Source organism: Nonomuraea sp. NPDC049480, assembly GCF_044465905.1.
GTDB lineage: Bacteria > Actinomycetota > Actinomycetes > Streptosporangiales > Streptosporangiaceae > Nonomuraea.
This window is the reverse complement of the sequence record NZ_JBITMD010000007.1, coordinates 264,099-281,857: the sequence shown is the minus strand read 5'-3', so window position 1 is coordinate 281,857 and position 17,759 is coordinate 264,099. Positions and strand designations below refer to the sequence as shown.

The 17,759-nt window shown below is 69.6% G+C and carries 16 protein-coding genes; 10 read left to right on the top strand and 6 right to left on the bottom strand.

The annotated features are described in order from the left end of the window. Window positions 1–16 precede the first annotated feature (16 nt). From ACIBX3_RS22470 to ACIBX3_RS22455, 4 genes are all read left to right on the top strand, one after another. Entirely contained in the window at window positions 17–301 is a 285-nt protein-coding gene (locus tag ACIBX3_RS22470) for a DUF4244 domain-containing protein (RefSeq protein ID WP_397119867.1), read from the top strand. Then, a complete protein-coding gene (locus ACIBX3_RS22465) occupies window positions 298–678 on the top strand; it encodes a TadE family type IV pilus minor pilin (RefSeq protein ID WP_397119865.1) in 381 nt (126 codons plus the stop codon). The genes ACIBX3_RS22470 and ACIBX3_RS22465 overlap by 4 nt, the downstream gene beginning before the upstream one ends. Before the next feature lie 165 nt (window positions 679–843). Continuing rightward, window positions 844–1,218, top strand: a complete 375-nt coding sequence (locus ACIBX3_RS22460; RefSeq protein WP_397120253.1) for an Rv3654c family TadE-like protein — start codon at window positions 844–846, stop codon at window positions 1,216–1,218. 556 nt (window positions 1,219–1,774) lie between these two features. Continuing rightward, entirely contained in the window at window positions 1,775–3,886 is a 2,112-nt protein-coding gene (locus tag ACIBX3_RS22455; protein WP_397119863.1) for a hypothetical protein, read from the top strand. 185 nt (window positions 3,887–4,071) lie between these two features. Here the strand turns inward: ACIBX3_RS22455 and ACIBX3_RS22450 are convergent, their stop codons facing one another. Beyond that, window positions 4,072–6,438 (bottom strand): DEAD/DEAH box helicase, encoded by a 2,367-nt coding sequence (locus ACIBX3_RS22450; protein WP_397119861.1) that lies wholly within the window; start codon window positions 6,436–6,438, stop codon window positions 4,072–4,074. A 409-nt stretch (window positions 6,439–6,847) separates the two neighbouring features. Here ACIBX3_RS22450 and ACIBX3_RS22445 point away from each other — a divergent pair, with 409 nt between their 5' ends. The 4 genes from ACIBX3_RS22445 to ACIBX3_RS22430 all read left to right on the top strand — a co-directional run bounded on the left by ACIBX3_RS22445 (window position 6,848) and on the right by ACIBX3_RS22430 (window position 11,589). Continuing rightward, window positions 6,848–7,198 (top strand): STAS domain-containing protein, encoded by a 351-nt coding sequence (locus tag ACIBX3_RS22445; RefSeq protein ID WP_020542579.1) that lies wholly within the window; start codon window positions 6,848–6,850, stop codon window positions 7,196–7,198. A gap of 1 nt (window position 7,199) precedes the next feature. Next, a complete protein-coding gene (locus tag ACIBX3_RS22440; RefSeq protein WP_397119859.1) occupies window positions 7,200–7,628 on the top strand; it encodes an ATP-binding protein in 429 nt (142 codons plus the stop codon). A gap of 753 nt (window positions 7,629–8,381) precedes the next feature. Continuing rightward, the gene (locus ACIBX3_RS22435; RefSeq protein WP_397120252.1) at window positions 8,382–10,688 is read left to right on the top strand and encodes a sodium-translocating pyrophosphatase; all 2,307 of its coding nucleotides are present in this window, start codon (window positions 8,382–8,384) and stop codon (window positions 10,686–10,688) included. A 433-nt stretch (window positions 10,689–11,121) separates the two neighbouring features. Next, the gene (locus tag ACIBX3_RS22430) at window positions 11,122–11,589 is read left to right on the top strand and encodes a SixA phosphatase family protein (RefSeq protein ID WP_397119857.1); all 468 of its coding nucleotides are present in this window, start codon (window positions 11,122–11,124) and stop codon (window positions 11,587–11,589) included. On the opposite strand, the gene serB is transcribed toward ACIBX3_RS22430, so the two are convergent. The 4 genes from serB to ACIBX3_RS22410 form a co-directional block, all read right to left on the bottom strand. Further along, complete coding sequence (gene serB, locus ACIBX3_RS22425) at window positions 11,586–12,806, bottom strand: phosphoserine phosphatase SerB (protein ID WP_397119855.1); 1,221 nt, start codon at window positions 12,804–12,806, stop codon at window positions 11,586–11,588. The two genes, ACIBX3_RS22430 and serB, sit on opposite strands and share 4 nt — an antisense overlap. Before the next feature lie 79 nt (window positions 12,807–12,885). Further along, entirely contained in the window at window positions 12,886–13,446 is a 561-nt protein-coding gene (locus ACIBX3_RS22420; RefSeq protein WP_397119853.1) for a hypothetical protein, read from the bottom strand. A 100-nt stretch (window positions 13,447–13,546) separates the two neighbouring features. Beyond that, window positions 13,547–14,557 carry an S-adenosylmethionine:tRNA ribosyltransferase-isomerase gene (locus tag ACIBX3_RS22415; protein WP_397119851.1) on the bottom strand — a complete coding sequence of 337 codons (1,011 nt, stop codon included), beginning with the start codon at window positions 14,555–14,557 and terminating at the stop codon, window positions 13,547–13,549. Beyond that, window positions 14,554–15,210, bottom strand: a complete 657-nt coding sequence (locus ACIBX3_RS22410) for an SDR family NAD(P)-dependent oxidoreductase (RefSeq protein WP_397119849.1) — start codon at window positions 15,208–15,210, stop codon at window positions 14,554–14,556. The genes ACIBX3_RS22415 and ACIBX3_RS22410 overlap by 4 nt, the downstream gene beginning before the upstream one ends. Window positions 15,211–15,304: 94 nt before the next feature. Between ACIBX3_RS22410 and ACIBX3_RS22405 the strand changes: the two genes are divergently transcribed. Next, entirely contained in the window at window positions 15,305–16,420 is a 1,116-nt protein-coding gene (locus ACIBX3_RS22405; protein ID WP_397119847.1) for a GAF domain-containing protein, read from the top strand. Beyond that, window positions 16,417–17,037 carry a response regulator gene (locus ACIBX3_RS22400; protein ID WP_397119844.1) on the top strand — a complete coding sequence of 207 codons (621 nt, stop codon included), beginning with the start codon at window positions 16,417–16,419 and terminating at the stop codon, window positions 17,035–17,037. Before ACIBX3_RS22405 ends, ACIBX3_RS22400 begins: the two co-directional genes overlap by 4 nt. Before the next feature lie 3 nt (window positions 17,038–17,040). Here the strand turns inward: ACIBX3_RS22400 and ACIBX3_RS22395 are convergent, their stop codons facing one another. Continuing rightward, window positions 17,041–17,715: a hypothetical protein gene (locus tag ACIBX3_RS22395; RefSeq protein ID WP_397119842.1), complete on the bottom strand. Its 675-nt coding sequence runs from the start codon at window positions 17,713–17,715 to the stop codon at window positions 17,041–17,043. Window positions 17,716–17,759 lie beyond the last annotated feature (44 nt).

Below are 17,759 nucleotides of genomic sequence, written 5' to 3'. Positions count from 1 at the left end.
CCGCACCCCAGCTCGCATGGCCGCACAGAGCCCGGCCAGCCCCCACACCCACCTGAGCGAGGCATCGACGACCACTCCCAGCGACCGCGCCACCTCCGGGAGCCCGCGGCGGCGGTTCAGCAGGTGGCCGCACTACGCGGCCGTCAACAGGGAGCGAGGCATGTCCACCGCCGAGTACGCCGTAGGAACCATCGCGGCCTGTGCCTTCGCCGCACTCCTCTTCAAGGTGGTCAGCAGCCCAGAGGTCCAGGAAATGCTGACGTCCCTCATCGACCGAGCACTCAAAACGAACAGCGAATGACCCTCCGCTTCGAGCGGACCTCCGCGGACGGCAGGCGATCGGCATCGCGTGGCTCGGTGACGGCCGAGACCGCCGCGATGCTGCCCGCGCTCATGGTCGTCCTGGCCGCCGCGCTATGGGCGATCCAAGCTGTGGGAGCCCAATTGGAGTGCGTGGCCGCGGCCCGGGCTGCCGCCCGGGCCGCGGCCAGGGGCGAGCCTCTGGACCAGGTCCGCGACGTTGCTCGTTCAGCCACGCACCCGGACGCCGACGTAGACGTGACCCGCGACGTAGAGATCACAAGAGTGCAGATCACAGTGCAAGTACGACCGGCATGGGGATCGTCGCTGCCGGCAGTCCGCGTGTCCGCCGCAGCCGTCGCGGATACCGAACCATGACGAGCACCTGGCCTGGCAAGGCCATGGAGCCGCGCCACTCGGCCTGCGTCAGCTCAGGAAGGCAGATCCATGAGGGATTGCCTCTCGTCTCGGCTCAGCGCCGTCAGGCCGGCTCCATGGCCCCCATGACAACTCACCAAGACATCCCGCGGCCGGGAGGCAGCGATCAATTCCAGACAACGAGGCTCAGCCACACTATGGGGCGTCGCCCTCATGGGACTCCTGATGGCCGTCGCCACGGTGTTCGCCATGGTGGGCGCCGTGCGCGTGGCCCGCCATCGCGCCGACAACGCCGCCGACCTGAGCGCCCTGGCCGCCGCCAGGATGGCGCTGTCCGATCCGGAAGGCGCCTGCGCCAAGGCCTCGGCACTGGCCGTCCAGAACGGCGTGCAACTGACCCGATGCGAGATCAACCACGAGGTGGCCGATGTATGGACGGCGTTACCGATTGCGCTACCCGTGGTCGGCACGCGCACCGTGATGGGCAGATCACGAGCAGGTCCGGCAGAAGCGACTCCGCCCGGGATCGGCGATCACTAGATGACGAGTTCCTGGAACGGCGGTGGAGGGCTCTGCGCCGGGATGGCGGCGCGAGGCCCTGCGCTGGGGCGGCGCCGCGAGGCCCTGCGCTGAGGAGCGGTGCCAGGCCCTGCGCTGGGAAGGCGGTGCCAGGACTCCGTGTCCGGAGGGGTAGATCGACCTGGTCTCCGGACGACACCGCTGGGGCTTTCCCGCCATTGACATGGAGATCACACGCTCTGCCCGGTGAGCGATGAGAGAGACGAAGTGAAGTGGCGGGACGAAGTGCTTGGGGTTGCTGGGGTCAGGTCGCGATCGAGTCACGACTTCTTGGACATGGTGTCCAAGAGCTGGATATCTCGCGTAACGTTCCGCTTACCCTCAGTCCATGCCGTTTGCGACACGGAGTCTGGGAGAGCCGGGACGAAGTCGCTAGGGTGCTGGTCCGGGGGCGGCCGGTGACCGTATCGCCGGGCGGACTGCACTTCCGGTCGTCGCTCGGACGCCCCCATCCGGGCGGCTGGGCGGCGCGAGGCTCTCGATGGAGGGAAGCGTCGTGACGGTAGTTGGCGGAGTGGTGACCGCGGGGCTCGTCGCGGTGGGATCCATTGTGCTCGGCGGCTCCGCTCAGGCGGCCGCGGTGACGCAGGCCGACTCCTCCGGGCAGATCACCGCGCCCTCCGACGGCCAGGTCGTCTCGAGCCCGTCCGTCACGGTTTCCGCGCGTACGGGGCTGATGCAGTTGAGCATGGGCCTGTACGTCGAAGGGCCGTCGACGCCCACGCAGAAAGTGGCCGAAGGCGGAGCCAACCAGACGATCTCCGGTACGTTCGACGCCGGAAACGCCCCGAACGGCACCTTCACCGTGACGCTCAAGGGTGGGATCACCGGGACCCAGTACGCGAACAGCACGTTCAAGCTGCGGCGGCCCGCCGAGACGCCGGGCAATGTGAACGCGAGCCTCCAGGGCGCCAAGAAGGTCCTCGTCAGCTGGAGCAAAGGCTCCGAGCCCGACCTGCAGTCGTACGAGGTGTCCAACACCCAGTCCGGCGTCGTGGGGCGGTTGCCCGCGGACAGCGTGTGCGACGGTTCCTCGTGCAGGGCGACGATTGCCGTGCCGGCCAAGGCGGCGGGGCAGAAGGTGGGATTCACGGTCAAGGCGTTCCGGGGTGACGGCGACGGCGGGTCGATGGGATCGGAGCAATCGGGCGCCGCCTACGTCACGGTTCCCGCCCCGGCCGCCGCGCGGCCGAAGAAGGAAACGGCCAAGACACGGGAGACACCGAAGGAGACCAGGAACGTCGATCCGCTGCCGACCTTGCCCGCCAAGAAGCAGATCCAGCCCACGAGCAAGCCGGCCACCGACAAGCCGACGACCTCCAAGCTGCCCGCCATCCCCGATACCGACTCCGACGGCAACCTCCCCATCCCGACCGCCGACGATCGGGGCGAGACGGGCGGCCTGACCCCGGAAGGCACCGAGAACGGTACGGACACCGCTCCCGTCCAGGCCGGTGGCGTGAAGGCCCAGTCGAACGAGTCGCCGATCGGGAACATTGGACAATACGGGCTCTATGTCGCGGGAGGCCTGCTCCTGTTGCTGCTCGGCGCCCATGCCGGTGCCTGGGCTCGGCGGCGCGCGCTCGCCGCTGAGGGAGGACCGCGTCCCTCGGCCTCCAACGCCGCAACTGCCGCTTCTGCCGTGGTTGCGGGTTCGGAAGCGGACGGGGCGGCGGTCGGTGCGGTGCGAGGTGATGACGACAGTGCCCCGGTGACCGCCACACCGCCTCGGCGTCGCCCGGCTGTGATCCTTGCCGTGGCCAAGACACGCGTTCCGGATCAGGCACACGCTGCGAAGCCGTCCTCAGCCGATCGTCCGGGTGGTCAGGGATTGTCTTCGCTCGACCGGCCCGGCGGTCAGGGATTGTCTTCGCTCGACCGGCCTGGTGGTCAGGAGCCGGCTCTGGCTGGGCGTCCGCGTGGTCAGGAACCGGCCTTGGCCGAGGATCCGGACGTTCGGGGGCCGGTCTCGGTCAGCGGTGCGGATGCCGGGGGGCCATCTCCGGCCCACGATCTGGAGATGCGGAGGGCGACCTCGGCCGGCGGTCCTGGAGATGGGGGCGCGGACGGTCGTTTGGACGATGAGGAACCGGGCTCGGCCGGTCGCTCGCGTGCTCCCGGAGCGGCCGCCGTCGATGGGCCGGGCGAGACGTCCGCCGCCGACAGGCGGCGTGCACACGGACGGTCCGCCGCGGAAGCTTCGCGGCTCCAGGCTTTTTCTCCGCCGATTCTGCTCGACCACGCGCACAACGGGACGCCTGCCGCTGCGCTGCCCTTAGGCGCGGGTGAGGTGCGCCCCACCGACGGCAGGGCCGGAGAGCCGGGCGGCGTCAAGGAAGGGCATGTGGTTCGCCAGGAGCCGGTTCGGATCGCACTTCCCAGCTCGGCCGTGACGGATGTGCCCGAGTCGTCCGCCTCGGTCGCCCGGCCCGCCATACGGATCGAGGACCGCTGGGACGACTACTTGCCACCGTCGCCCAGGTCCATGGAGGACAGCGGATTCTGGGAGCGCCCCCAGCCGGGGGCCGCCGATTTCTGGGCCGCGGACGACGCGGATGTCGACGGTTACGAAGACGATGACGACAAACGTGCCTACGCGGGACGTCGGAACAAGGGCGGCCATAGTTAGCAAAACAGGCCGGACCATGTCGGTTCGTGTTGGCTGGAGTCGATCGTGAAGGCGCTCGAATACCTGCTGGGACGCCCGGGGTTTGGTGATGGCGTGGGCTCCACCTGCTCATCAGGCGTGACGGCGGCTGCCGAGTTGTAGGCGGCGTGGCTGGGCGGTATGCGGCAGTGTTTGTGCGGGATGGGCTACTCGGCGGCGAGCAGGGTGTTCAAGAGGCGGATGGCGCCGCGTTTGTCCAGGGGCTCGTTGCCGTTACCGCATTTGGGGGATTGGATGCACGACGGGCAGCCGCGGTCGCATTCGCAGGAGGCGATGGCCTCGCGTGTGGCCGTCAGCCAGTCCGTCGCCCGGGCGTAGCCGCGTTCGGCGAAACCGGCGCCGCCCTCGTGGCCGTCGTACACGAACACCGTCAGCAGGGCGGTGTCAGCGTGCAGTTCCGTGGAGACGCCGCCGATGTCCCAGCGGTCACAGGTGGCGAACAGGGGCAGCAGGCCGATCGAGGCGTGTTCGGCGGCGTGGGCGGCCCCGCCCAGGTCGATGCCGTCTTCCGCGAGCGGGGCGACGGCGGAGGCGGGCAGCGTCCACCAGACGGCGCGGGTGCGGAGGGTTCGGGGCGGCAGGTCCAAGGGTTCGTCGCCGAGCATCTCGCCTGACTGGAGGCGTCTCTTGAGGTACGAGACCACCTGCCTGGTCACCTCCACCTCGCCGAAGTGCAGCGTGCCGGGGCCCAGCGGGTGGGAGCGCTGGGTGGCGAGGATGGAGATGTCGGTTATGTCCCGGGCGAACGTCGAGTAGTCGGGGTTGGCGGCGGAGACCAGGGCCACTCCGGCCTCCAGGTCGAGGAGCTCCACCAGGAACGTCTCGCCCTGGTGGATGTAGACCGCGCCCGTGTGCACGGCGGTGTGCGCGGACGGCTCGTCCACGCTGCCCAGCAGGCGGCCCGTGGACGACTCCACGACCTGGATGGGGGCACCGCCGCCGCCTCTGATGTCGGCGAGGTCGGTGGCGCGCTCGCGCTTGGTCCAGAACCAGCCTGCCTCGCGCCTTCTCAACAGACCCTGGCTGACCAGGTCATCCAGGACGTCGGCGGTGGTGGTGCCGAAAATGGACAGATCATTCTCGGTCAGGGGGATCTCGGCAGCCGCGGCGCAAAGGTGGGGGCCCAACACGTACGGGTTGTCGGGATCCAGGACGATCGCCTCCACGGGCTGGCCGAAGAGGGCCTGCGGGTGGTGAACGAGGTAGGTGTCCAAGGGGTCGTCTCTGGCGATCAGTACGGCGAGTGCGTCCTGACCGTCGCGGCCGGCGCGGCCTGCCTGCTGCCAGAGAGATGCTCGGGTGCCTGGCCAGCCCGCGATCAGCACGGCGTCCAGTCCGGAGACGTCTACGCCGAGCTCGAGGGCGTTCGTGGTGGCCAGGCCCATGATGGTGCCCTGGCGCAGCGCCTTCTCCAGGACGCGGCGGTCTTCGGCGAGGTAGCCGGCTCGGTAGGCGGCAATCTTGTTGGGGAGGTCCGCCAGGTCGGTGTGGTCGGGCACCGCCCACGTGAGAGAGTTCGCCGCCGTGGAGGGGGCGCTCGTGGCGGTTCCCTCGCCTGTCGTGCCGGCGGTGTCGTCGGATGCGCCGGTGGCGTCGGTCGCAGGTGCAACGTCGCCGGTCGGGGCGGCTGTGGTCCGCCTTGCACCCTTGTCATCGCCCGTTGACGTGCTCGCCCCATGAGACGGGTCAAAGGCGTTGGCCGCCTGCTGTGGGGCCGGCCTGGGCGGTTCGAGGTTCCCGCGGTGGGGAGTGGGCGGCGTACCGGTGAAGGGGATGGAGAAAGCGACGTCGGCGAGTTTGGCGCGGGCGGACAGGGCGACCGTTTCAGCGCCGCGCCGGGAACGGACGAACGCGAGCGTGCGGACGTCCGCCAGGACGAGGTCCGCCAGCAGATCGGCCGCCTCCGCCGTGGCCGTGCGCCGCACAGGAGCCCCTCCCTCGCCCCGTAGCTCCGTCAGGGGCGGCTCCCACAGCGCGATGGTGGTAGACCCCTTGGGAGAGGCGTCCACGGTCACCTCGTCCATCTCAAGCCCCGTCAGCCTCATCGCGAACAACCCCGGCTCGCTCGCCGTGGCCGAGGCGAGCAGGAACGTGGGGTGCGCGCCGTACCGGGCGCAGGCGCGCCGCAGGCGGCGCAGGATCTGGGCGACGTGGGAGCCGAAGACGCCGCGGTAGCCATGGCACTCGTCCACGACGATCATGCGCAGGCGGCGGAAGAACGAGGACCACTGGGCGTGTCGCGGCAAGATGCTCCGATGGAGCATGTCGGGATTTGTCAGGACGTAGTTTGCGTGCTGGCGTATCCAGGTTCGTTCCTCGAACGGTGTGTCGCCGTCGAAGCAGGCGGCCCGCACCTGCGTGATACGCAGCTCCCGCAGCCCGCGCAGCTGGTCGGCGGCCAGTGCCTTGGTCGGCGTCAGGTAGAGCACCGTGCCACCGTCGAGGCATGAGGCGACCGCGGGAGTGAGATACGCCAGCGACTTCCCCGACGCCGTTCCCGTGGAGATGATCACGTTTCGGCCACGAAACGCCAGGTCGGCGGCCTTATACTGGTGAGGCCAGAGTCCTGTCACCCCGCGGTTCGCCAAGCGCGTAACAAGCACTTCCGGCGCCCATTTGGGCCATCGGACTTGACCCGCCTGACGTGCTGGAACATGCTCCACATGGGTGACGCGCTCTTGACGTGCGGGAACACCAAGCAGGTGGCGGAGGAGTGGACCTGCCTGTTGTGGGGAGGATGCGAAGGAAGTCACTGTTTCCAGTCTTGCATCGATGGGCAAAGTCGCCGGGAATCGTGATTTCGTATAGACACAAGCCAGACGCGTGGTTGAATGCCGCGCGTCAGGGTCGGACAGTCTGGGGCCACGCTCCAGACTGCCAGGCCGGCAAGAGTACTTTCGCAGGCGAGGCGCTGGAGGATCTGTGGATCTGAAGTTGGATCACCACAACGAGGACCGACTCACCATCGTCGAGGTCGAGGGTGAGATCGATGTCTACACTGCGCCGAGATTGCGTGAGCTTCTCATCGACCTGGTGAACAAGGGCAACTTCCACCTTCTCGTCAACATGGAGAAGGTCGACTTCCTCGACTCCACGGGCCTCGGCGTCCTGGTCGGGGGGCTCAAGCGGGTTCGGGCGCACGATGGCTCCCTCGAGCTCGTCTGCACGCAGGAGCGCATCCTCAAGATCTTCCGGATCACCGGTCTGACGAAGGTCTTCGGGATCTACGCTTCCGTCGACGAGGCCAAGGAAGCTCACGGCAAAGACAAGTAGCATGGCTACCGTCGAGCTGACGTTCAGCGCGCTTCCCGCACACGTGCGGACCGCGCGGCTGGTGGCGACGGCGATCGCTCGCCGCACCGGCGTGGAGGAGTCCCTGCTGGACGAGGTCAGGCTCGCCGTGGGTGAGGCATGTTCCCGGGCGGTGGAGGCGCACCGCGTCCACTGTCCGGGTGAGCCCATCCGCATCGAGCTGCGTGACGACGCCGGGCGCTTCGAGGTCACGGTCAGCGACCATGCCCCCAGCGATGAGATCCAGCAGGAACAACCTCTCGATCTGGGCATGCTCTCCGATTCGTTCATGACGGGCTTCGGGCTCGCGGTCATCTCGGGGCTGGCCGACGACGTCGAGGTCCTTCCCACTCCCAAGGGGACCGACATCCGGATGAGCTGGCCCGCCGGCACCGGTGTCCCGCAGACATAACCCCTTCTTCACGGCGGAGCCAAGCAGGCTCCACCCGCCGACGCCGGTGACCGGCCCTCCAGGGGGACGGTTACCGGCTTCACCGGCGTGCCGCCGTTACGGCGCGCGGGCACCGTTGCCTCAGCGCGGCGTGGACCATGAGCTTCGTCTCCATGCCACCGGGCCGCCTCCGACGGTCCTGTGAGCGCAGCACCCGCCGATGTCTGGATTCAGCGCGTCCAAGACCAAGAGCCGGACCGGCGTCTCCCAGTGGACTCCGCCCCGCGCACAGGGCGGACCCTGCGTTGCCTCCGCCCGGCCCGCACGGGCCCGCACCTCGCCTCCGCCTGGGGGCGTGTCCGCAGGCTTCGAGCCGCGCGCCGCTGTGGACGTGCCTCGTGACCCGAGGGCGCGGGGGGCAGGGGAGGCCGAGCGCGGTGGGCAGTTCGTGTACTCCCCATCCTGGGTTTCGGTCGTCCGTATTGACACCTTGCCGTGACCGTAAATCGAGGGAAATTTCACTTGTCAGAACCCAAACCGGGGCGTTGTCAGGGGCTTACTAGACGCATGCCCAATTAGTGACCTTCGGAGCCTTCATATCCGTTCACTGCCTGCGTAGACTCCCGGCACCGGCCAAGGTGATCCGGCGGAATGCGGATTCAACCGGAAGCGGCACCCACAACCCGGATGGTGCCGCAACACCCGCCGAGGTACGCCGCAGGCACCGCCCGGGCAGGACGACCGGTCTTGCCGAGGAGAACGATGAGCAGGCACATGCTGGCAGCGCAGCCAGCGTCAAATCTGGACCTGAGCGCAAACAATCTCACCATCGTGATCGTGGTCGCCGCGGTCGCACTGATCGCGCTAGCCGTCGCCGGCGGCCTGGTGCGCGAAGTGCTGTCCGCCGGCCAGGGCACCGAGCGCATGCAGAACATCGCCCGGGCCGTACAAGAAGGCGCCGCAGCCTATCTCGCGCGCCAGTTCCGCACGTTGGCGATCTTCGTCGTCGTGATTCCCTTCCTGCTGCTCCTGCTACCCGGAGAGTGGGACGAACGCATAGGGCGGTCGATCTTCTTCGTGGTCGGCGCGGTCTTCTCTGCGCTGACCGGATTCGTAGGCATGTGGCTGGCCGTGCGCGGGAACGTCCGCGTCGCCGCCGCGGCCAACGAATCGGGTGAGAAGCGCGCCATGCGCATCGCGTTCCGCACCGGCGGCGTGGCCGGCATGTTCACCGTGGGCCTCGGCCTGCTCGGTGCGGCCGTCGTCGTGATCATTTACCAGGGCGACGCGCCCGTCGTGCTCGAAGGGTTCGGGTTCGGGGCGGCGCTGCTGGCGATGTTCATGCGAGTCGGCGGCGGCATCTTCACCAAGGCCGCCGACGTCGGCGCCGACCTGGTCGGCAAAGTCGAGCAGGGCATCCCTGAGGACGACCCGCGCAACGCCGCCACCATCGCGGACAACGTGGGCGACAACGTCGGCGACTGCGCCGGCATGGCGGCCGACCTGTTCGAGTCGTACGCGGTCATGCTGGTCGCCAGCCTCATCCTGGGCCGGGCGGCCTTCGGCGAGGAGGGGCTGATCTTCCCCCTCATCGTCCCGATGATCGGCGTGATCACGGCGATCATCGGCATCTTCGTCACCGGAATGCGCGACCGCGACCGCAACGGCATGGCCGCGATCAACCGCAGCTTCTTCATCTCGGCCGCGATCTCCGCGGTGCTGGTGACGGCGGCCGCGTTCTGGTACCTGCCCGACAACTTCGCCGGCCTGACCGGCTCCACCGTGCAGTCCACCGCCGACCCGCGGCTGATCGCCATCGGCGCGGTCCTCATCGGCCTGGTGCTGGCCAGCGCCATCCAGCTGCTGACCGGTTACTTCACCGAGACCACCCGGCGTCCCGTACGCGAGATCGGTGAAAGCTCGCGCACCGGTGCCGCCACCGTCATCCTGGCCGGCATCAGCGTCGGCCTGGAGTCGGCCGTCTACTCCGCCCTGATCATCGGCGGCGCGGTCTACGGGGCGTTCCTGCTCGGCTTCGGGAACGTCACGCTCGCGCTGTTCGCGGTAGCCCTGGCCGGTACCGGCCTGCTGACCACGGTCGGCGTCATCGTGTCCATGGACACTTTCGGTCCGGTCTCCGACAACGCCCAGGGCATCGCCGAGATGTCCGGCGACATCGAGGGAGAGGGCGCCCGCGTCCTCACCAGCCTCGACGCCGTCGGCAACACCACCAAGGCGATCACCAAGGGCATCGCGATCGCCACGGCCGTGCTGGCGGCGACCGCGCTGTTCGGCGCCTTCCGAACCGCCGTGGAGATCGAGCTCGCCAAGGCCGACCAAGCGATCAAGGACGCGCTGGGCGCCTTCTCCACCTTCAGCCTCAGCATCGACCAGCCGAACGTCCTCGTCGGCCTGATCATCGGGGCCGCGGTCGTGTTCCTGTTCTCGGGTCTGGCGATCACGGCGGTCGGGCGTGCGGCGATGCGGGTCGTCTTCGAGGTACGCGACCAGTTCCATAAGAACCCCGGCATCATGGACGGCACGGTGAAGCCGGACTACGGCCGCGTCGTCGACATCTGCACCCGCGACTCGCTCCGCGAGCTGGCCACGCCCGGCCTGCTGGCGATCATGACGCCGATCGCGGTCGGGTTCGCCCTCGGGTACGCGCCGCTGGGCGCGTTCCTGGCGGGTGCGATCGCCTGCGGCACGCTGATGGCCGTGTTCCTGGCGAACTCCGGTGGCGCCTGGGACAACGCCAAGAAGCTGGTCGAGGACGGGCACCACGGCGGCAAGGGCTCCGAGGCGCACGCCGCCACGGTCATCGGCGACACGGTCGGCGACCCGTTCAAGGACACGGCCGGACCGGCGATCAACCCGCTCATCAAGGTGATGAACCTGGTGGCGCTGCTGGTGGCCCCCGCGGTGGTCCTGTACGCGGGCAACCCGGCACTGCGGATCGGGGTCACGGTGGTGGCGGTGGCCGTGGTCGTCGGCGCCATCGTCGTCTCCAAGCGGCGGTCGGCGACCAGCGAGCCGGCCAGCGACAACAACGACCGCGAGCAGGAACCCGTCGCGTCGTAGCACTTTTCAGCGCCGAGACGCCCGCTTCCCCGCGTGGGAGCGGGCGTTTCGCGTCTGCGGCGCCGAGGTTCGGTGTGGGGGTTTCGCGTTTGTGGCGCCACCGTGGGGTGAGGGCGTTTCTGGTCTGTGGCGCCGCGGTCGGGCGCCGGTGTTCCCGCGTTTCGGGGCTGAGGTCCACTGTGGATGGTGAGCGCTCTGGCGCCGCAGCCAGGCGCGGTGGCCTGGTGATCAGGGCACCGCGGTCGGGTGTGGGCGCGCGGGGAGCCGGTAGGCGGGCGTGGCACCGGGACCCCTCGGTGGGAAACTGGGCGCGTGGAAGATGACAAGCAGCCCGGCGGCGGTAAGACCCTGGGCCTCATTCTCCTGGCCATGCTCGTCATCCTGGCCGTGCTGGTAGCGCTGGCCACCTGGGCCTCGAAGACAGGGTGATCCCGTGCGGACGTTGATAGTGCTGCGGCATGCGAAGGCCGCCCAGGTCTTGGGCCTCGCCGACCGGGAGCGGCCGCTGACGGGCCGCGGGGAGCGGGACGCCAAGCGGGTGGGCGACGAGATCAGGGCGGCCGGGCTCCAGCCGGACGTGGTGCTGTGCTCGCCGTCGATCAGGACCAGACGGACCGCCGAGATCGCCTTCCCCGACGCGGAGATCAGCTACGAGCGCGACATCTACGAGGCCTACCCGGAGGAACTGCTCGAGCTGGTCCGCCGGTCCGATCCCGAGCTGGGCACCGTGGTGCTGTGCGGGCACAACCCGGGCGTGCACGAGCTGGCCCTGGGCCTGGCCGGAGGCGACTACGTGTTCCGGCCAGGGGCGTTCGCGGTGATCGAGGTCGAGTCGGAATGGGCGGATCTCCATCCGGGGGAGGGCCGCCTGGTCACGCTCTGGGATCCGAAGGAGAGTTAGCCCTTCGCGAGCACGTCGTCCTCGGCGTCGGCCGCCTCCACCTCGTACCGGGAGATGCCCAGCAGGTAGAGGATGGAGTCCAGGTACGGCGTGTTGACCGCCGTGTCCGCGGCCTGCCGGACGACCGGCTTGGCGTTGAACGCGATGCCCAGTCCGGCCGCCGCGATCATGTCCAGGTCGTTGGCCCCGTCGCCGATGGCCACGGTCTGGGAGATCGGCAGGCCGGCCTCGCGTGCGAAGCGTTCCAGCGCCCTCGCCTTGCCCGGCCGGTCGACGATCTCGCCGACGACCCGGCCGGTCAGCCGCCCGTCGACGACCTCCAGGACGTTCGCGGCGGAGTAGTCGATGCCCAGCTCGTCGACCAGGCCGTCGGTGATCTGGGTGAAGCCGCCGCTGACGATGGCGAAACGGAAGTCGAGCCGCTTGAGGGTTCGTACGAGCGTACGGGCGCCGGGCGTGAGCACGACCTCCTTGCGTACGCTCTCGAACACCTCGGCGGGCAGGCCTTCGAGCAGGGCCACCCGCTTGCGCAGCGACTCGGCGAAGTCCAGCTCGCCGCGCATGGCCTGCTCGGTGACCCGGGCGACCTCGTTCAGGCAGCCGGCGTGCGCCGCGAGCAGCTCGATGACCTCGCCCTGGATGAGCGTCGAGTCGACGTCCATGACGATCAGGCGCTTGGCCCGCCGCGACAGTCCCGTGCGCTGCACGGCCACGTCGACTTCCTGGGCGGCGGCCTCGGCGGCCAGCTCGATCCGCAGGGCGTCGGGGTCGGCGCCGGAGACGGACAGCTCGATGCAGGTGACGGGCCACTGGGCGAGGCGCTCGATGCGGTCGATGTTCGCGCCGGCGGCGGCTATACGCCCGGCGATGCCGGCGATGGCGGCCGGCTGCAGCGTGGAGCCGAGCACGCTTACCGACAGGCGGCCGCGGCGGCGCTGCTCTTTGGTCTGGGATCCGGTGGAGAGCTCGACCTCCATGCCGAGGTCCTCGGCCACTCGTTCGACGGCGGTCCATAGGGCGCCGAGCGTCGTGCCGGTGCCGGTCGACGGCCCGCCCGCGTACGCGACGAGCACGCCGAGTGTGAGCCGGCCGCGGATGACGACCTGCTCGATGTCCGCCACGGTCACGGGGAAGCCGGACAGAACGGAGAAGAGGCGCGATGTGACGCCGGGCCGGTCGGGGCCGGTCAGGGTGATCAGGAGGCTGCGCTGGTCCACATCCAGCCACGGTACTGCGCCCGGTCCGATGGTCGCGCAGCAGGTGCGGCTTTCGGACACGGGCGCAGACAATCAAACGTCAGCGAACGACCTTGGTCTTGACGGTCTTCGCGAAACCGAACTCGGGGATGCCGAGCCGGTCCAGCTCTTCCTTGCTCATGTCTTCCATGCCCTGGTCCACGTTGTAGGAGACCACGCCGAGCGTCGCCTTCTGCGTGCCCGTGGCGGACTTCTTCACCTTGGCCCCGAAGGTCATGGAGACGGCGTCACCCACCTCGAGGAGTCGCGGCAGGAAGCAGAAGAACGCACGGCCCTCGCCGAAGCACTCGGTGCCCTTGACGCTGGTGGCGTACCTGATCTTCTTCAGGTCGACGCCCTTGGGGAACTGGCCGCCGACGAACCAGGCGTCCGCGTAGTGCGGGCCCTTGTTGGTGGCGACGATGGTGTACGTGATCGTGCCGCCGGGCTTGACCGTCTTGGACGCCTTCACCGTGACGTTGAAGGCCGAATACGGGTCGGCCGCGGCGGCGACCGCGGCCTTGGCGGCGACCGGGGCGGCGGCGGAAGCGGGAACAGCCGGGAGGAGCAGGGCGCCGGCGAGCAGAGCCAGTGTGGCGCCCTTGGCGAAGGAGTTGGGCATTCAACGTCTCCGGTGAGGAAGTGGGCACGGGGACGCACGTCAAAGAAAGCCCCCGTAAATGTCGGCTGTTCCTATCACAATGGCAAAATCTATGTAAAGCCTATTTCTTCAGTATCAGGTGTGTGTCGCCGAACTCGTGCCACAGATATCCCTCCCGTAGCGCCTCCTCATAGGCCTGTGCCAGCGCTTTCTCGCCCGCGATCGCGGTCAGCATCAGCAGGTGGCTGGAGCGCGGCTCGTGCAGGCCCGTGATCAGCCCCGTGACGGCCCGTACGCCGATCTCCGGTGTGACGACGTGCCGGGTCCAGCCCGCCGCCGCAGTCACCTGCCCGTGCGCGCCCGCGGCCGTCTCCAGGGCCCGTACGACGGTAGTCCCCGCCGCCACCACCCGGTTGCCGCTCTCCCTTGCCAGGTTGACCAGCCGCGCGGTGAAGTCCGGCACCTCGTACCGCTCCGCGTAGGGCGGCTCGTCCTTCTCCGGCGAGGCCACTCCGGTGTGCAGGGTGATCGGCGCGATCCCGACGCCGCGCGCCACGAGCGCCGTCACGAGGCCGGCGGTGAACGGGCGCGCCGCGCTCGGCATCTCCGCGCTGCCCGGCACGGTCGCGAACACGGTCTGGTAGGCGTCGATCGGCCAGTCTTCGTCCACGTAGGCGTAGCGGATCGGCGTCCCGTACGCGCGCAGGTACGCCTCCACGTCGCGGTCCAGCCGCGCCCGCCACAGCCGCGGCGTCTCCCGCTCGATCAGCCGCAGCGTGGCCCGCCCCGGCAGCGGCAGCCATTCGCCGGCCTCGCCCCCGCCGTACGGCTCGGACGCCCGCGCGGTACGCCGGCGCAGCTCCACCAGCCACGTGCCATCTTCGCGCGCGGTGGAGAAGTGCACGGCCAGCCGGTCCAGTCTGATGGCCGCGGGCAGCGTCGCCGAGTTGTTCACCACGATGAGGTCCCCGGGGTCGAGCAGCCCCGGCAGGTCGCCGAACCGGTGGTGCTCGGGCGCCAGGTCTCCCCGCGAGACCATCAGGCGCACCGCGTCCCTGGACAACCCTCTGGCCTCGGGCGGCTCGTGGGCCGACAGGCCGGGCGGCAGGACGAAGTCGAGTGCCAGGGTCATTGCAGGCTCACTTTTCCGCTGGCCGGGCGCGAGCTGACCAGGTCGTGCAGCGCCGCGGCGACCTTCGCGGGGTCGGTGGCGGCCGCGGCCTCCTGGGCGCCCACGGCGTCGGCGAGCATGCGGGTGTTCATCTCACCCGGATCCACCCACCAGACGCGTACGCCGGCCTCCTCGGCGGCCAGCACGTTCGACAACTGCTCCAGCGCGGCCTTGCCGGCGCCGTAGCCGCCCCAGCCCTCGTACGCGCCGGTGGCGGCGTCGGAGGTCACGTTCACGATCGCGCCGCCCGACGAGCGCAGGGCCGGCAGCGTGGCCTGGATGAGGGCGAGGGGCGCCGTCACGTTCGTCTCCAGCAGTGCCCTGAACACCTCCAGCGGGTATCCCGCCAGCGGCGGCAACGGGGTCGCCCCCAGATCGCTTGCGTTGTTGACCAGCAGGTCCAGCTCGGGCGCGGCCCGGGCCAGCCGCTCGACGTGCGCCGGGTCGGCCACGTCGCCGGGGATCGCGGTGGCGGCCAGCTCGGTCGCGACCCGCTCCAGGTCGTCCGCCCCGCGCGCGGTGAGCACGAGGTTCCAGCCCTCGCCCGCCAGGGAGCGGGCCAGGGCGAGGCCGAGTCCGCGGGAAGCGCCGGTGATGAGTGCGGTGTTCGTCATGGTTCCGACGGTAAGAACGCGGGTGGCGGCGGGCATCGGGCTGAGGGCCCGGTCCGTCCTGGGCACATCGTCCTAGGACCCTAGAGTGGATGCCGTGACGGCCGACCGAGACGAGATCCTGCAGGCGGTGAGCTCCGCGGTGCTCGCGGTCACCCGCCACCTGTCGGTCCGCGAGGTGCTGCAGGTCATCGTACGCTCGGCGCAGCGCCTGCTCGACGCCCGCTACGCCGCGCTCGGCGTGCCCGACGACGACGGGTCGTTCGCGGAGTTCGTCGCGGAGGGCATCACCGACAAGCAGTGGGAGGCGATCGGGCCGCTGCCCCGTCAGCATGGCATGCTCGGCGCGATGCTCCGCGAAGGGGTTCCCGCGCGGCTGCCCGACATCCGCGAGGACTCGCGGTTCGAGTATTGGCCGAAGGCGCACCCGGTCATGAAGGACTTCCTCGGCGTGCCCATCCGCGACGGGGAGCAGGTGCTCGGCATCATCTTCCTGGCCAACAAGCGCACGCCCGGCGGCTTCACGCAGGAGGACCAGGACCTCCTCACGCTGTTCGCCGCGCACGCCGCGATCGCGCTGACCAACGCCAGGCTCTACGAGCGCGGCCGTGAGCTGGCCATGCTGGAGGAGCGCAACCGGGTGGCCAGGGAGCTGCACGACGCCGTCACGCAGAAGCTGTTCTCGCTGCGGCTCAGCGCCCAGGCGGCGGGGACGATGCTGGCGAAGGCGCCCGACATGGCGGCCGTGGAGCTCGAACGCGTCCAGCGCCTGGCCGGTGAGGCCCTTTCCGAGCTGCGCGCGGTGATCGTGGAGCTGCGCCCGGCCGAGCTCGACCGGCACGGGCTGACCGAGACGCTGCGCAAGCACGTACGCCTGCTCGACCGGCTGCACCCGTCCGTGGTCGTGTTCGAGTGCGCGGAGCTGCCGCCGCTGGACTCGGCGGTCGAGGTGGCGGTGCTGCGGGTGGCCCAGGAGGCCCTGCACAACGCGCTCAGGCACTCGGGGGCCGAACGCGTCCTCGTACGCATGGAGTACCAGGACGGCACGCTGGCACTCACCGTCAGCGACGACGGCAGCGGGTTCGAGCAGGCGGAGTCGCGCGGCCTCGGCCTGGTGTCGATGCGGGACAGGGCCGAGTCGGTCGGCGGCGTGATGACCGTCGAATCGGCCCGGGGTCAAGGGACGACGGTACGCGTGGAGGTGGGCGTTTGATCCGGGTGCTGATCGCCGACGATCATCCGGTGGTGCGGCAGGGGCTGCGTACGTTCCTCGACCTGCAGGACGACATCACGGTCGTCGGCGAGGCGGGTGACGGGGCGCAGGCCGTCGAACTGGTCTCGGAGCTGGCTCCTGACGTGCTGCTGCTCGACCTGAAGATGCCGGTCCTCGACGGCCTGGGCACGCTGGGGCGCCTGTCCGGCTCCAAGACCAGGGTGCTGGTGCTGACGTCGGTGAGCGACCGCGGGGACGTGGGCCCGGCGATGCGCGCGGGCGCGTCCGGCTTCCTCTACAAAGACGTGGATCCGACGGCGCTGGTCCAGGCCGTACGCGCGGTGCACGGTGGCCAGGTGTTACTCGCTCCCGAGGCGGCCGAGGCGATGCTGTCCGCGTCCGCCGCTCCTGAGATGCCCGCGCCGGTCCCGCTGACCGACCGCGAGCGCGAGGTCCTCGCGCTCATCGCGGCCGGCCGGTCCAACAGGGAGATCGCGAGGAGCCTGGCCGTCGCGGAGAAGACGGTCAAGACTCACGTCTCCAACGTGCTGATGAAGCTGGGCGTGCAGGACCGCACCCAGGCCGCGCTGTACGCCGTACGGCACGGCCTGGGGTGACGGTCAGGTGTCCTTCTTCTTGTTCGTCTCGACGTGGCGGGACGGCGGGTTGTACTCCCTGACCGGGGGCGGCGGCGTGTAGCCGCGCGAGGGCCGGCCGCGCCGCGGCGGGGTGACGATCGTCGTCTTGACCTTCTTGAGCCAGTGGTAGCCCTTGACGCCCAGGCGCTCGAGCTCCGCCTCACTCATGTCATCCATGCCCTGGTCCACGTCGAACGACAACACGCCGAGGCGGGCCGTGGCCGTGCCCTTGGTGCCCTTCTTCAGCGTCACCTGAAAGTTGAGCCAGTCGGTCTCGCCCTTCTCCAGTTCGAACGGGCTCCAGCACCAGAACCAGCGGTCCTCCCATTCGCACTCCGTGCCCTTGGGGCCCTCCCAGTTCAGCGTCGTTACGATGCCCTTCGGCACTTCGCCGCCCAGCCAGTAGTAGTCGGCGTAGTGCGGGCCCAGATTCGTCGCCTTGATGGAATATGCGATCTTGCCGCCGCGCTTGGCGCGCGTGGTGTGTTTGACGGAGATCCGGAAATTCGAGTACGGCGCCATCCGCGCGGTGGCGGCCGTCGTCGTGCTGGTGGGCGCCACGGTCGTGGCAGTGGTTGCGGCGGTGGCCTGGCCCGGCGCGGTCAGGGCGCCGGCGGCGAGTCCGCCGGCTAAGAACAGGCTGAAGCTTTTGCGCATGTGACGGCTCCCCGTACGGTCTGGAAATCCCCGATCATCTCCAC

What these genes read in the sequence shown, in the direction of transcription:
- ACIBX3_RS22470 (WP_397119867.1), top strand. Translation starts at nt 17, where the DNA reads ATGGCCGCACAGAGCCCGGCCAGCCCCCACACCCACCTGAGCGAGGCA.
- ACIBX3_RS22465 (WP_397119865.1), top strand. Translation starts at nt 298, where the DNA reads ATGACCCTCCGCTTCGAGCGGACCTCCGCGGACGGCAGGCGATCGGCA.
- ACIBX3_RS22440 (WP_397119859.1), top strand. Translation starts at nt 7,200, where the DNA reads ATGGCTACCGTCGAGCTGACGTTCAGCGCGCTTCCCGCACACGTGCGG.
- ACIBX3_RS22435 (WP_397120252.1), top strand. Translation starts at nt 8,382, where the DNA reads ATGCTGGCAGCGCAGCCAGCGTCAAATCTGGACCTGAGCGCAAACAAT.
- ACIBX3_RS22420 (WP_397119853.1), bottom strand. Translation starts at nt 13,446, where the DNA reads ATGCCCAACTCCTTCGCCAAGGGCGCCACACTGGCTCTGCTCGCCGGC.
- ACIBX3_RS22415 (WP_397119851.1), bottom strand. Translation starts at nt 14,557, where the DNA reads ATGACCCTGGCACTCGACTTCGTCCTGCCGCCCGGCCTGTCGGCCCAC.
- ACIBX3_RS22410 (WP_397119849.1), bottom strand. Translation starts at nt 15,210, where the DNA reads ATGACGAACACCGCACTCATCACCGGCGCTTCCCGCGGACTCGGCCTC.
- ACIBX3_RS22395 (WP_397119842.1), bottom strand. Translation starts at nt 17,715, where the DNA reads ATGCGCAAAAGCTTCAGCCTGTTCTTAGCCGGCGGACTCGCCGCCGGC.